Source organism: Fibrisoma montanum, assembly GCF_003583365.1.
GTDB lineage: Bacteria > Bacteroidota > Bacteroidia > Cytophagales > Spirosomataceae > Fibrisoma > Fibrisoma montanum.
The window spans coordinates 124,164-138,391 of record NZ_QXED01000010.1 but is presented as its reverse complement, the minus strand read 5'-3'; the positions used below and the strand labels follow the sequence as shown (position 1 = coordinate 138,391).

Sequence of the window (14,228 nt, the reverse complement as noted above, 5' to 3'; positions counted from 1 at the left end):
ACTGGATAGCGTTACAGCCGCGATGACGCCGGGATCATGGCCATGAATGAGGTATAAAAGCGTGGATAAGCGCCGGGAACGGCGGTATCGGGAGCACCCCAGGTGACTTTATACGTTTGCCGCCCTTTTTTCCAGCCGACAAACGTGTAGGTGTTACCGGGGTTATCGAACCGGGTCGACTTGATTTTGCAGGCGTTTTCCAGGGCGGTGAATACCCGTTTGGTGTTGGCAGCCGTTTGCTGACCAATGAACCGGAACCCCGAATCCTGGCCGCGCTTTCCGAACAGCCTGCCGTTATCGAGCAGGTAATACGTTGTCGATTCGCCGGTGAAGCCACCGCCTGTGCCGACCATGATTTGCCGGCCCGAGTACGTAGCCGGGGTTTTGGTCGCCGACGTTTTGCGAACCGTTACCGGTACGGTGCCGGTTGATTGAGCACCGGCTGCGGTGACGAGTAAAGCAATCAGGAACGTGTAGAACAGGCGTTGCATACGGGACTGGTTGATTGGGTGGTTCAGGTGGATCCGTTGCGGAGGGGACCGTAACGCTCGTTGACAAAGGTATCAGCGAGTAATAGTGGGGGCAATACTGCATTTGCATGATTTGTCATTATCAAATCATGAACCGGAGAACCGGATGCCTAAAGCGTACTGAATTGTCGCGGACCGGGCGGTTCGGGTCGGTCAGGAGGCCGCCTTATTTTGTCAGGGGAGATTGGTCAGCAGCAGGTTACAACCGCTGGCATTTGCCCGAATGGAAGGGAGCACATTTACGAAGTGGTTCGTTGCTGCTTTATAAGGGCTAGTTTGCCGTCCACTCGTTCTTACAATAGTGCAATCAGGCCACTGGCCGGTAGTGTGTACTTTTATGATGAGTGTTGAAGAACTAAGATCAGGTTCGTTGATTGTTCGTAGACTGCTATATTCCTTCTTCAGAAAGAGCCTTTTGTAAGAATGTTTTCAATTAAAACTGTCCAGTGGTTCCGCTCCGACCCTGCCGGGGAGCCGGTACCGACCACGCGGTCTACTCCTAGAACAGGCCAACGGCACGAAGATGTTCAATTCAACTGATGCTTTTTATACTGGTTGGGACTGATCCCGGTCTGCTTCTTGAATAAGCGGGAGAAGTAAGGGGGGTTGTCAAAACCAAGTCGGTAGGCGGCCTCCGAAACGGTATAATCCTCACTATTGAGCAAATTCTTGGCCTCCGAGACTAAGGTGATGTGGATGAGCTCCAGGGCAGTTTTCCCCGTTTCCTGCTTCAAAAGATCGCTCAGGTACCGGGCCGACATGTTCAGCTCAGCCGCAAGTTTGGCCACTGTAGGTAATCCTCTTTCGGATAAAGAGCCTTCTTCCAGGTACGCTGATAAAATGGCATTGAACTTGGTGGCTGTTGTTCCCGAGCCAATCGTACGGTTTAGGAATTGCCGTTTATAAAATCGCTGGGAGTAGTTGAGCATCGATTCAATATGGCCCAGAATAATGTCCCGGGTGAACTCGTCCTGGTTGTTGGTATATTCAGTCTCTATTTTCCTGAAAAGCTCCCAGATAATCTGCTGCTCCTTAGGGGATACATGGAGTGCCTCATTCAGTTCGTAATTGAAATAGCTGTACTTCTTGATGGCCGTATGCAGCGAATGGCCGCTTAGATAATCGGCATGAAACCAGATCTCGAAGCCATCACTTTCCAAAGCGATGTCCTTCAGTTGAATGGCCTGTTGCGGTTTCAAAAAATACATCGATCCGCTCTGGTGGTCGTAGCGTGTCCGGCCGTAACGGATCTCCCCAGAGCGAAGTTGTTTTAAGGCGATAATATAGAAATCCGTTGTCACTTCATAGCTGAATACGTTCCGCAACGGGTTGCAAGTAAACAGCGTCAGTAGCGGATTTTCCGGGCCTGGATACTTATTGCAGGCATGTACATCACTCAGGCTTTTAAAATGCATCCTAGTAAATGGTAAGATCAGCCCACGCACAGGTGTGGGCTGACCGGTTATCAACGAACGACTACGTCAGGCCACTAAAGGCCATGTGCCTCTCTAGCAACGATATTCCACTCTTCCCAGTTAGCCAGGCGCTGCTGATAAACCGCTTTGGCCAGTGGGAGCGCTTTTTTGCCCAGAAACAGGCGCAGCGGAGGATTGGTTGCATCTACCAGTTTCAGGATTGCTGCCGCCGTTGCAGTGGGATCGCCGTAGGTATCGCTTTCGGTCATGGCTGGATTTGAATAGAGTGCGGTCCGGACCTGGTCATAGGCGGCAATAGGCTTACTTTGAATCGTGGATGCCGTGAAGTCGGTAGCAAATCCATTGGGCTCTATGATCGTGACATGAATACCCATGTCTTTAGTTTCCAGGGAAAGGGCTTCACTAAAGCCTTCAACCGCAAATTTACTGGCGCTGTAGATACCCACGGAAGGAAACGTATACACACCCAGTGCACTGGATAGTTGCAGAATATGGCCGCTGCCTTGTGCTCTTAGAATGGGTAAGGCCGCCTGGGTAACCCAGAGTGAACCAAACAGGTTGGCTTCAATAATGTCCCTCGAGTCCTGCTCGCTGAGTTCTTCCACCATGCCAACCACACCCATCGCAGCATTATTGATGACCACATCTACCCGCCCAAACTGAGCTTTTGCCTTTTCCAAAGCCGAAAAGCAGGCGGCCCTGTCGGTTATATCCAGTTCCAGGGGCAGCACTGCGTTGCCATACTTTTCGACCAACTCGGTTAGTGCGCTGGCTTTTCTGGAGGTAACCACGACCTGGTCTCCCCGCTCTAAAAACGCTTCCGCCCAAATTCTGCCAAATCCGCGGGATGCCCCGGTAATAAAAATTGTCTTAGCCATTGCCTCTTCTATTTTTGATGAGACAAAATTACCCGGCTAACTACCCGTGTTCCTTATACAAAACAACAGAATACGGATACGTTTTTACGACGAAACGAAAGAACCAAAAGGAAGCTGTTCCAATGCTGATTTGCAAAGGATGACTGGTGAGAAAAGTGTCGCGAAAAACGCCCATTCTGAGAAACAACGTCCTTCATGAATAACGGTCATTTCCCTTCTTGCCAAGCTAAATACCGGTAAACCGTCGCTCGACTTATGTGAAATGATTGGCCGATCCAGCAATCGTGTTTAGTTTATTGGCATACATGGTCTTAACCGCTCGTGCTTTTATTTGAGCTTCTGGAGTGAGACCTTCAGGACGGCCGCCAATTCATCTTCGTGCACGGGCGGCAGCCAGTCCAGCTTTGGTTCGCTCCCGAATCAGGTCACGTTCGAACTCGGCCAGCGAAGCAAATAGATTAAATACTAAGCGGCCTTGGGTGGTGGTAGTATCGATGGCCACCGTGGCGCGGCATCATTCAGACTGCGGAATCCAATATCTCTGCTCTGGAAGTCCCCAAAGTAAAAAGCTCCTTAAGGGACCGGCCTAATTGATCCAACTTCCAAACGATGGTGTCTCCTTCCCTAAGCACATCCAGCATTTTCTGTAGCTGCGGTCGTACCTTAGCCGAAGACACCTTTTCCTGAAAGATTTTCTCACAGCCAGTCTTTTCCAGATCATCCAATTGCAGGGACAAAGTTTGGTCCTGTGTTGATACGCGTGCATAACCAAACAACATAGCGGTACCCGATCCGGCGAAGCGGTTTAAAAGAACGTACTGGTCATGAAAACTTTCCCGTCTTATATTGGAGAGTCTTTTTAAGAGAATAACTAAAACGGTGATTACATAGTGGACGTTGTTTTCTTAAGCGGTATGCCCACCGGGTATGCTTCTGGCTAACACCTCTAGAAGTAGACTATAATCCACCGGTTTTAGCAGATGCTCATCAAAGCCAGCCGCCCGACTGCGTTGCATATCAGCTTCCTGACCAAAGCCCGTTATCGCCACAATTGTGATGTGATCGCCCCAAGGCTGAGAACGAATGCGCCGACTGACGGCATAGCCATCCAGAGTAGGCATACCAATGTCCAGCAGGATCACCTCCGGCCGTAAGGATTCGGCCGCTTCCAGACCCTCGGGACCACCATACCGCACGTGCACCTCGTAGCCATTCATCTCGACCAACCGAGCGGTCATGTCGGCTAAGTCTTTGTTATCATCCACCACCAGCACGCGGCCACGGGATGAGCCAGACAGCGTTTGGGCTGGCCGTTGGGCTGGTGGCGCGGATACTCTGGTCAACGGCAGCTCAATCCGAAACTCACTCCCCTGGCCAGGTCCCGCACTATAAACCGCAACGCTACCGCCATGTCCCTGCACTAATTGCTTGACCACGGCCAGGCCTAGACCCAATCCACCCTGCGGACGATCCAGCGAGGTGTTGCCCTGAACAAAGACCTCGAATATGGCCGCTTGTTCCTCTTCAGGAATGCCTATGCCATCATCCTTCACGCGCAGCAGGGCATTCGGCCCCTGAGCTTCCAGACTTACCCAGACGTGCCCCCCTTCCAGCGTGTACTTAGCCCCATTGGTCAACAGATTCATCACCACCTGAGCCAGCCGAGTAGTATCGCCTTCTACGTACAAGGGCTCAAAAGGCAAGTGAGCCAGTAACTGGCGGTTGCTTTCCTGGTAAAGTGGCTGAGCCCCTTCGACCGTCTGGCCAACGAGCTCACCCAGGTCGATTCGTTTTCGCTCCAGCTTGATCTTACCCTGTCGGATGCGGCCCACATCTAACAGGTCATCGACCATTCGTTTGAGATGACGGGTTTCCCGACTCATGAGCCTAACGGCTTTGTCATACGATAAACTCGAATCGGCTCCCTGGGTTAGTTCCAATAGCAGCAAGGTATTGGTTACGACAGCCAATGGGTTACGCAATTCATGACCGAGCATGGCCATAAACTCATCCTTGCGACGATCTTCCTCCCGCAGGGCTTGCTCGGCGCGGGCTCGTTCCAGGGCTGCCCAGGTCCGCTCCGCCGTTTCCTCGACCAGGGCCACTTCCTGAGCCGTCCACTGGCGAGGCTGACCATGATGCACGGTTAGGCTAGCTACCCAGCGCCCCCCTTTTCGCAAGGGGATACCGATAATGGAAACGACTCCAGCGGCCAGATACGACCGCAAATGCTCATCGGATTCGTCTACCTGATGGATGTCGGCTAACACCAGTGTTTGGCCCAAGCGTTGCGAGTCCGGCGTTTTTCCAAAATCGCTCAACTGAAAGCAGCCAATCATTTGGGGAAAGGGGGGCTGCACATAATTGGCGGAAATGACAAAATGAGCCTCGTCGGGCTCTACTTCGGCATATAACACGCGGTCTACCTGTAAGTGCTGGCCCAGGCAATGCAGGGCCGCCCGCTGAATTTGCTCGGCGTCCGCCAGCGGCCGTAGCGCATCGCTCAACGTCAACAGATAGGCCTGTTGGTTTTCTGCTTTTTTGCGTTGGGTGATATTGTCAAACAGGGCACCGATCCAGTAGGGGGCTTCCTGCTTAACTCGAAACACACTAACGGCCATCCAACAATCGAGCGCTGCTACATAGTGCTCAAAGTGGGTGGGTTGCCCCGTCAAGGCCACCCGCTCATAGTGTTCGAAAAGTTGGGGTTCGACCGGAGGTACTAGTTGCCGAATGGTTTTGCCCTCTGGCTGGTGTATGCCGAGTTGCTGTTCAAAGGCTGAAGTGGTCAACAAAAACCGAAAATCAGTGGCCGTCCCAACTGGATTATCTATTTTTTCCAGCAAACAAAAGCTCTGCAAACTATGCTTAAACGCTGTGCGATAGACCGAAAGCAGCGCTTCGGTTTGTGGTCCGGGTGTATCCATCAGTTATTCCGGAAATTTTAAAAAAAACCGACTACTATCCGCTTTGTTTAGCATAAAGTGGTCCGGAAATCAAGGGGGGCTAACTATCTATCTTGCGCCAGTTAATGGATTCGTACTGTTCCCTAAAACGCCCATTTATTTACAACTATGTTTGGTCAATCTATACTGGCCATGTCGTTATACACAAGTGCCCGGGCACGTAGAGGTACGTATCCGGGCACTTGCGGAATTGAGTAAATCAGTGCTCGAAATAGTGGCCCGCGTTGAGGTCATCAATCAGGCCGGGGTGCGTGGGCTGCCAGCCCAGTTGTTCCCTGGTTTTTTCGCTGGATGCCGGACCATCGAACTGAATAAATCGGCTCATCCAGTCGAAGTGACTGACCGCTTCTTCAGGGGAGATCGAAACCACGGGCAGGTTCAGATGTTTGCCGATCAGTTCCGCAATCTCCCGAATGGGGATGCCTTCGTCACCGATGCTGTTGTACAGGCTCCCGGCCGTTCCTTTTTCCAGCACCAGCCTGAACAGATGAGCCGCATCAAGCCGGTGTACAGCGGGCCAGCGGTTACTGCCATCGCCTACGTAGGCCGATACGCCTTTCTGCCTGGCCGTGTTGATGATGTACGGCATAAAGCCGAAATCACCTCTGTCGTGAACCGAGGGAGGTAGCCGAATGACCGACGCATGAACTCCGGCTTCCGCCAGCGACATGGCCGTTGCTTCTGAGGCACGCGGGAAGTCGGGTGCGGGATCATCTTCGGTGGCGGGAATGCCATCGGTTCGTAACCCCAGTATGCCGCCGGTAACGACAAGCGGACGGGTAGACCCTGCCAGAGCGGAGCCAAGGGTCTCAATAGCCCGTTTGTCGGTTTCGGCAGCCGCCAGATAGTTGGCAAAATCGTGAACAAAGGCCGTATGAATCACGCCATCTGCCTCTGTAGCCCCTTTTTTTAAACTGTCAAGGTCTTCCAGATTGCCCAATAGAACCTCAGCACCAGCCTCCGTGAGTGAGTTAGCTGAGGCTTCTGAACGAGCAAGCCCTATAACCTGATGGCCTGTACGTAATAGTTCCTGTACAATGGCCGAGCCGATGAAGCCTGTGGCTCCTGTTACGAATACACGCATAGTTATCAATGATTTGGTTGTTGACCGGATGCCGCGCCATCCTGTACCTGTGATCAGGTTGAGGTTTTCTCGGCACCCTTATTTCATCGGCCAAAATTGATACGTAGGCGGGCGGCAAACGAGGACATTTGTCCCTATTTTAAGGAACGCTGAAGCTGCGACTGCCGGATGCGGGTGAGGGTTTTGACGGAAACGCCCAGGTAGGATGCCACCATGCGCAACGGTACACGTAACAGAATGCCGGGGTAGGTCTTTATGAAATCCTCATATTTCTCTTCCGGGGTGGAGCTAATGACTTTATAAAGGCGATTCTGGCTGGAATACAGGTTTCGGGAGATGAGCTGATCGGAGAACGTTTTAAGGGCCGGAATCTGGTTGTGTAGGGCGTCAAACTGATCTCTGCTCCACATCATGAGTTGACTGTCTTCCAGGGTATCAATGTAGTAAGCCGATTGGATACGGTTCGTATAGCTTTCGCCTTCGGTCGTCCAGGTCAGTTCCGGCGAAAACTTCATGATGTATTCGTTGCCGTCGGCACCTATCCGATAGGTTCGCAAAAAACCAGTGATGACAAAGAGTTTAAAGCGGCAGATTTCGCCTGCCTGCAACAACGTTTGTTTTCGGGGGACGGTCTTTTCCGTCGCAGCCGCGCCGATCAGTTTGATCTCCTCATCAGACAAGGCGATACCCTGCGCTTTCATGTATTTTTCGAAAACCGTAATCATTTCCTCCTGCGATGAACGTAGTTTGAAACCGCTTTTAACCGAGGGAAGTTCTAGCATTCGAGTACCTGGCCTATCATTCTCTTATTTGTTGCTTAGTATATCGTGAATTTCGGATAAATGCCAGAGCGGTCCGCTGATAGATAGACAGATTTACTCCTATTTGTTAGACGGTGTAGCCATTGAAGCGCCTAACCATATGTGGTCAACGGATATACCGTACATTCCGATGGCCAACGCATATCTGTTTGCAGGCTTACCCAGATGGCTTAGCTTTTGAGCGCGGTTTAGCCAGGTACTTTCATTTTTATAACTATAGCCGCAAACACCAGTCGCTGGATTACCAGACGCCAGCCCAATGGTCTATTGAGGGTACAAAGGGGAAGAAAATACAGTTTCGCAGTCGGCTGGTATTATTCTAAATTGCACCACTGTATGTTGCTTGAATTAGTTATTCCCAGACTTTTGCAAGAGCCACTGGCATTATATCAGTTAAGTAATCAATTCTTGGTACCGGAGCCGCTTACGATAATGCCAGTATTATGATAGATGAGATAGGGATTGGTAGTCGATGAAATTAATTTTGTGTACAGCCTAGCAGGATTAAAGGCTTCCCCACAAGCCTTTTGGAACGCGTCAATATCTACTATAGCCTTTACCCTTACATCAGCAGAACGCTTCTCAAGTGCTTTAATCAAACCTACTATCAGCCTGGCGTTGTCTCGACTAGCTTTACAAATAAACAGATCGACACCGCTCTCTAACTGATAATACAAGCCTATCACTTCATCACTCAGGTTACAACTGGTGAGCTGCTTAGTTTGATTTCTGGCTTCTAGCAAGACCATACAAGCCAAAGTGGTAAGTCCCACTAAGAATAGAAGATGTGTCATTAGGTCGGCTTCCATGAATCGTTGTAATGCCATAGTAGTAAAGCTAAGGGCCGTTTTTGTGAGGACTGTTAGAAAAGTCCATTATTGTTGGCAGACTCGCCGGAGATGATCTGCAACACGTCCCAATGTTCGACAATCTTGCCGATTTTATCAAATCGAAAAATGTCAATACCGGCGTAATCTGAATCGCCCGGCCACTGCTGAAAGCAATGAAGCACGACTAGATTACCTTCGGCTATGACGCGCTTGATGGTGACACGCTTGCCCGGATACTCCACTGCCATACGCTCGAAGTAAGCAATGAAGCCTTCCTTCCCATCGGCTACATGCGGGTTATGTTGAATGTAAGTATCGCCCACATAGCGGGCGACTGCTTGAGCGGGTTGACACTCGTTGAACATCAGTTCGTAGAAGGCAACTGCCGTTTGTTTGTTTTGCTCAATCATGTTCATAGGCCGTTTGGTTAAAGCCCCTTCACCAATCGGTCTGATTGGTGAAGGGGCTTAGCAAATGATTACCGTTTAGAACTTACCATTGTTGTTTTTCCACTCTGACTTGGCCGGAATGGTCTCGATGGTATCCCAATGCTCGGCAATCTTGCCGTTCTCCACGCGAAACAAATCATAAAACGAGGTGGGTTTTCCACCAAAGCTTCCTTCGCTCTGCACCAGCACGAAGTTGCCTTCGCCAAGCACTAAGTGAATCTTGTCGTATTTCATGGTGATACCCTGCTTCGCCATTGCTTCCAAGGCTTTGCCTAATCCTGATAGACCATCGGCAATTTGAGGGTTGTGCTGGATGTAGCTGTCACTATTGAAATAACCCGCGAGCTTTTCCATACGTCCGTTGACTAGGATGTCATCGACAAAGGAACGAACGAGCGTTTTGTTAGCCTGCGTTTTAGCCTGATCGATAGCTTGGGTAGGGCCATCGGTCATCGTGTGGCCACTGGGATTGGCCGCCGTTGGTGTTCCTTGCAGATTGTCCCAGTGCTCTACGATTTTCCCGTCCTCAAAGCGGAAAATATCAAACCCAATTTTAGGGCCGAAAAAATTATAATCGGTATGGGTGAACACATAGGCGCCATCTTCAAAAGTCCGAACCGTATTAACCTTAGCCGATCCTTTCGGTAACTGCGCCAGTAATGCCCCGAAGCCTGCCAGCCCGTCAGCGGCCCCTAAATTGTGTTGGATGTACTTAGCAGGGTTGATAACGGCAACGGGGCCCGCTTGGCCCGTTTCGATACTTTTTAGCAAAGCGAGTGTCTGATCTTTCTGGCTCATACGTGTTACTTCTTTTTGCGCGCAACTAGTGGTGCTTATGCCTAGCCCAATAGCGAGGGATAGCCCTACCGCGGCTTGTGATAAATTCATGACAGTTAGCGATTTGTCGTTTTCTTTTGACAATGCAAAGGTCATTCACCCAGCCGCCTGGGAAAAGATAGAAATGAGAGAAAGAATGATCAAAACGCGAAATTTGCTCACCTAACGAATGCTTTTCGAAATTCAGCCGGTGTCTGGCCGAGCTTCTGCCGAAAGAAGCGGGTGAAATTGGTCGGCTCCTCGAAACCAAGCGCGAATCCAATTTCTTTGATGGACTGATGGGTGTGCACCAACAAGCGTCTGGCTTCGAGAATGAGCCGCTCCTCTAGAAGTTGTTTGGGTGATTTGCCAACGGTTGCCGCCGTTGCCTGCTGAAGCCGCCGGTGTGTAATGCCCAGCTGATTGACGTAGTACTGAACCGATTTTTGTTTCGTAAACTGCTTTTCCAACAGTTCATTGAACAAAAGCGTGTAATCCAAACTTGGCCCCTTTTTAATTTCGGAGAAGCCCTGATTGCGTCGTTCTCGATCTGCTAACAGTAATAGATTATGGAGTAGGTTTTTCAGAACTAGCTCGTGAACCGCGTCGGCGGGGACAACTAACTCATCCCGCAATTGCCGAAAGACAAGTGACAGATCGGTTTGCGTCTGGCCCAGTTGAAGAGTAGGAATATCCAATAGGTCGTGAAACAGGATAGTTTGGCGCAAAAACTGGGCATCTTGGGGGGTGTGGCTGAAAAAAGCGTCGGTAAATAGCAACACCCATCCGTCATACTGGCCGGACTGATCAAAAAGGTGAACGCGATTCTTATTGATGAATAATAGCGTATCAGGCTGGATTGGAATTGGGATAAAATCCACCGTATGAACGGGTGTACCCTGGGTAAACCAGAATATATGATAAAAATCGGCTCGGTGAGGCTTGATGACCTTTGCTTTATGCTCTTGAAAAATAGTGGAGATCGCCACTAGTTCAATTTCAAGCGAAAGACCAGGCTTGAAATCATAGGTTTTGATCGGGTCTGCCACAGCTAAAAAACATGTATTGGGCCAAGTCGCATCAACTAATGACCGACAATCCAGCTTATAATAGGGTAGGCCTTAATTTGTGCATGGCACAAACATCTCTTTAAACGCTTGTTTCTGGCGGGAATTACCAAAACTCGACTGATTACGTTAGTTCCAGCGATGCTCTATCTCGAGAATAAGCGTATAGTTTTTAAAGTAGACCTGATTTTGTGAGACTGGTTTTTCTTCCAAACGACGAATCGCCTTAATCATGAATTGAGATTCAGATCGGAGACTGCTTCAGTTGGTCTTTGTGAACTCGACTGACATGCGGGCTACGTATTTTGGTAGCTCTGACGTACCACTCGTATAAGTTGGGGGAGCAAACACATAAGCAGCCCAATTCGGAGACTTATCGGGTGCAGAAGGAGCTGCAATAACAAGTTCGCTTCCTAACTGATTATTCGGCTGTGAGGTGTCTGTTTCCAACGTCAGGTAGTATCCCTGTGGCTTTGTCAGCACATCTACATTCTCATAAGTGGTGTCTCTGGCGGGTGAGTAAAAGTCGTTAGCTGGAGCTTGCACTCTAACTCGTACTTTGTCGGACGAAATGCGTTCAATCTGAAACGTTATCGTCTTCCCATTGATAGGGTAGACTTTCACACTGGGGATACGTGATAGAGTAGCCGTATAAAGGCCTGCAATGACTTTAGCGGCATCGGGAGCCACTACTGGTTGAACGACTGGTGCATCGTGTTTACAGGCAGCACACAGAGTAATTCCCAAAATAATCAGTTGCTTTTTCATGCTGTTAAGTGTTTAGGCAATTGGTAAAACCCTTTGTTCCCGGGAGCGCTGAAGAGGCTTATTTTAGATTATTTACTTCTTCTAACAAAGAAGGTAAATAAATACGAATGTTCGACTTTAAAAAGTAACAAAATCTAGTCATTAGGTCGGTTTACCATTGAGCCCAGTAGAACAAACTCAATATGCCGGCCCACATCACTGCGGTATACAAGCGATTGGGCATTACAATCACCATGTAAACGGCCGATACCCAGAGGCAAAGTTCCTGGCTGACTAGATCGCTTACCTCATGAAGACGCGTAACCCCATACCCAGCCAACGCGAGCAAGATAATCTTTAGGGGACGCCGTTTCAATGGGAAAATGGTTTGCAGATACGCTTTCATACTAAAGCTGAGATCATCTTTTGTTGCATAAGTACGATGGCTGACGGGCTTTTGAAACAGCCACTGTATCTATGAATTTAAAGATTTACAGTATAGTTCTGTCACCTATTCTGATGTCAGGATGACGGAAAGGCCTGTTGGATGTTCGGAAGTTAGCCGTAAATAGCGTTACCAGATGCGGCTTATGGAGCCGTCGGCTGGCCGTACGTCCGCTGATCGAGGGACACGGATTTGCCGAACGGTTTCTGTTTGATGCGTACAACCAGCAGGTTATCAAAGTCGCCGGACTCAATCTTAGATAGGGTCGGCTGGGTACCCAGGCCTTTCGCCAGGTCGAGGATCGTGTTGCTGTGGCCCACCACCAGTACGTCTTTTCCCCGGATGCGTTGGAGCCGCTCAACGATCCGCTGCGTCGATTGCGCCGGATAGTTGACAATCGGAAGGCCTGTCTGTCTGGCCAGCGGTTCGGCGGTTTGTCGGGTACGGCGGTACGGCGTCGAGAAGATCGAGTCGATACCGGCGCTGCGTAAGGTTTCGGCCAGGGCTGCGGCCCGTTCGTGTCCGGCCGGGGTGAGATCGGTCGAGTCCGTTTCGTTTACCTTTTCGGCATGGCGGACAATATAGACGGTTGTGGTGGCGCAGCCGGAGGCCATCAGATAGATAAGCCCGGCCGTAATGTATTGTACGAAGGAGAGTATGCGCATGAGTGGGAGATTTTTAGCAAATTACCTGCAAGTAAAGCCACAACGCGAATTGTAACTAATCAGATCTGGTTTTCGTTACGGTCTAACCAACTCCTTTTCCCATCGTATGCCTTCCGTCGAAACCCTGAAGCAGTTTCCGGCCTTTTCCGCCGTTCCGCCCGAGCAACTCCGGTGGCTGCTCGACCGCGCCGAAGAAGAATCGTACCCCCGTGAGCACGTCATTACCAAACCCGGGGAACCGATCGATTACCTGACGCTTGTACTCGATGGGCGCATCCGCATCGACGGTGGCCCGAACGGACAGGCCGACGAAATTGCCGTGTATGACCCGCATAGCATTCTGGGCTTGCTGCCGTTTTCGCGCCTGGTCAAAGCCGTAAGCCGGGTGGTGGCCGAACAGCCATCGCACGTACTGCTGCTCCACCGCAACCACCTGCATGAGATGCCCGCTGCCTGCTACGAACTGACCGAAGCGCTGGTCCACCAGATGACCACCCGGGTCCGTGATTTTACGAAACTCGTGCAGCAGAATGAAAAGCTGACGTCGCTGGGCAGGCTGTCGGCGGGGCTGGCCCACGAACTGAATAACCCCGTAGCGGCCGTGGTGCGGTCGGCCGATACGCTTAGAGAACACATGCGGGCCACGCCCGATGCGTTCAAAGCCATTATGCGCCTGGACCTGAGCGACGAACACGTGGACGCCGTCAACGAAGCCCTGTTCCGGCGGCTGGATCAGCCCCCTCCGGCCCTGACCCTGATTGAGCGGAGCAATCTGGAAGATGAACTCACCGACTGGCTTGACGACCACGACGTACCCGATAGTCTGGATCTGGCCGGCCCACTGGTCGAGTATGGGTTTAAGGTCGAGGATCTGGACTGGGTACTCGACCGGGTGGGTGACAACAACATCGGCGGAGTGACCAACTGGCTGGTTAATAACCTGGTCACTGAGAAACTGGTCATGGACATCAGCGAGGCCTCCAAACGCATCTCGACGCTGGTGGGATCGATCAAAAACTATACCCACATGGATCGGGGGGCGGGCCGCGAAAACGTCCGGCTAGGCGAAGGCATCCGCAGTACGCTGACGCTCCTGAATCACAAGCTCAAAGCCAAGCACATCAGCGTTGAGATGAACGTACCGGACGATCTGCCGATGATTTGCGGATACCCGGGCGAACTGAATCAGGTCTGGACGAACCTGATCGACAACGCCATCGACGCCCTGCCCGACGGCGGTAAACTGATGATCACGGGCGAAATCGACCGGGAGTTTGTCCTGACCAAAGTAATTGATAACGGTACCGGCATTCCCGACGACGTAAAAGATAAAATATTTGACCCGTTCTTTACGACTAAAGGCATAGGGCAGGGCACCGGCCTGGGCCTCGATATTGTGAAGGGCATTGTCAAACACCACAATGGTTCCATTAAAGTTCAGTCGCAACCCGGCCATACCGAATTCAGCGTCTGCATACCGATTGAATGATTGAC

At 50.8% G+C, this 14,228-nt stretch carries 15 protein-coding genes; 1 reads left to right on the top strand and 14 read right to left on the bottom strand.

Going from position 1 to position 14,228, the window contains the following annotated elements:
* Positions 1-11 precede the first annotated feature (11 nt).
* The 14 genes from DYU11_RS27520 to DYU11_RS27455 all read right to left on the bottom strand — a co-directional run bounded on the left by DYU11_RS27520 (position 12) and on the right by DYU11_RS27455 (position 12,734).
* The gene (locus DYU11_RS27520) at positions 12-491 is read right to left on the bottom strand and encodes an FAD-binding oxidoreductase (protein WP_119670955.1); all 480 of its coding nucleotides are present in this window, start codon (positions 489-491) and stop codon (positions 12-14) included.
* A 566-nt stretch (positions 492-1,057) separates the two neighbouring features.
* Complete coding sequence (locus DYU11_RS27515; protein WP_119670954.1) at positions 1,058-1,945, bottom strand: helix-turn-helix domain-containing protein; 888 nt, start codon at positions 1,943-1,945, stop codon at positions 1,058-1,060.
* A 74-nt stretch (positions 1,946-2,019) separates the two neighbouring features.
* Positions 2,020-2,844, bottom strand: coding sequence for an SDR family NAD(P)-dependent oxidoreductase (locus DYU11_RS27510; RefSeq protein WP_119670953.1), 825 nt, complete (start codon positions 2,842-2,844; stop codon positions 2,020-2,022).
* Between the two features lie 370 nt (positions 2,845-3,214).
* Positions 3,215-3,346 (bottom strand): recombinase family protein, encoded by a 132-nt coding sequence (locus DYU11_RS33875; RefSeq protein WP_262697183.1) that lies wholly within the window; start codon positions 3,344-3,346, stop codon positions 3,215-3,217.
* A gap of 16 nt (positions 3,347-3,362) precedes the next feature.
* Complete coding sequence (locus DYU11_RS33870) at positions 3,363-3,623, bottom strand: recombinase family protein (protein ID WP_262697182.1); 261 nt, start codon at positions 3,621-3,623, stop codon at positions 3,363-3,365.
* Positions 3,624-3,749: 126 nt separating this feature from the next.
* Positions 3,750-5,771, bottom strand: coding sequence for a hybrid sensor histidine kinase/response regulator (locus DYU11_RS27500; RefSeq protein WP_119670952.1), 2,022 nt, complete (start codon positions 5,769-5,771; stop codon positions 3,750-3,752).
* A gap of 238 nt (positions 5,772-6,009) precedes the next feature.
* Entirely contained in the window at positions 6,010-6,894 is an 885-nt protein-coding gene (locus tag DYU11_RS27495) for an SDR family oxidoreductase (RefSeq protein WP_119670951.1), read from the bottom strand.
* Positions 6,895-7,028: 134 nt separating this feature from the next.
* Positions 7,029-7,676, bottom strand: a complete 648-nt coding sequence (locus tag DYU11_RS27490) for a Crp/Fnr family transcriptional regulator (RefSeq protein ID WP_229366081.1) — start codon at positions 7,674-7,676, stop codon at positions 7,029-7,031.
* A gap of 440 nt (positions 7,677-8,116) precedes the next feature.
* On the bottom strand, positions 8,117-8,542 hold the full coding sequence (locus DYU11_RS27485) for a hypothetical protein (RefSeq protein WP_119670949.1): 426 nt from the start codon (positions 8,540-8,542) through the stop codon (positions 8,117-8,119).
* A 35-nt stretch (positions 8,543-8,577) separates the two neighbouring features.
* Positions 8,578-8,955: a nuclear transport factor 2 family protein gene (locus tag DYU11_RS27480; protein WP_310589511.1), complete on the bottom strand. Its 378-nt coding sequence runs from the start codon at positions 8,953-8,955 to the stop codon at positions 8,578-8,580.
* A 75-nt stretch (positions 8,956-9,030) separates the two neighbouring features.
* Positions 9,031-9,792 carry a nuclear transport factor 2 family protein gene (locus DYU11_RS27475; RefSeq protein ID WP_119670947.1) on the bottom strand — a complete coding sequence of 254 codons (762 nt, stop codon included), beginning with the start codon at positions 9,790-9,792 and terminating at the stop codon, positions 9,031-9,033.
* Between the two features lie 197 nt (positions 9,793-9,989).
* Positions 9,990-10,859 carry an AraC family transcriptional regulator gene (locus DYU11_RS27470; RefSeq protein ID WP_119670946.1) on the bottom strand — a complete coding sequence of 290 codons (870 nt, stop codon included), beginning with the start codon at positions 10,857-10,859 and terminating at the stop codon, positions 9,990-9,992.
* Positions 10,860-11,138: 279 nt separating this feature from the next.
* On the bottom strand, positions 11,139-11,645 hold the full coding sequence (locus DYU11_RS27465) for a hypothetical protein (protein ID WP_119670945.1): 507 nt from the start codon (positions 11,643-11,645) through the stop codon (positions 11,139-11,141).
* Between the two features lie 567 nt (positions 11,646-12,212).
* The gene (locus DYU11_RS27455) at positions 12,213-12,734 is read right to left on the bottom strand and encodes a SixA phosphatase family protein (RefSeq protein WP_119670943.1); all 522 of its coding nucleotides are present in this window, start codon (positions 12,732-12,734) and stop codon (positions 12,213-12,215) included.
* A gap of 106 nt (positions 12,735-12,840) precedes the next feature.
* Here DYU11_RS27455 and DYU11_RS27450 point away from each other — a divergent pair, with 106 nt between their 5' ends.
* Positions 12,841-14,223 (top strand): sensor histidine kinase, encoded by a 1,383-nt coding sequence (locus DYU11_RS27450; protein WP_119670942.1) that lies wholly within the window; start codon positions 12,841-12,843, stop codon positions 14,221-14,223.
* The last annotated feature ends 5 nt before the right edge of the window (positions 14,224-14,228 follow it).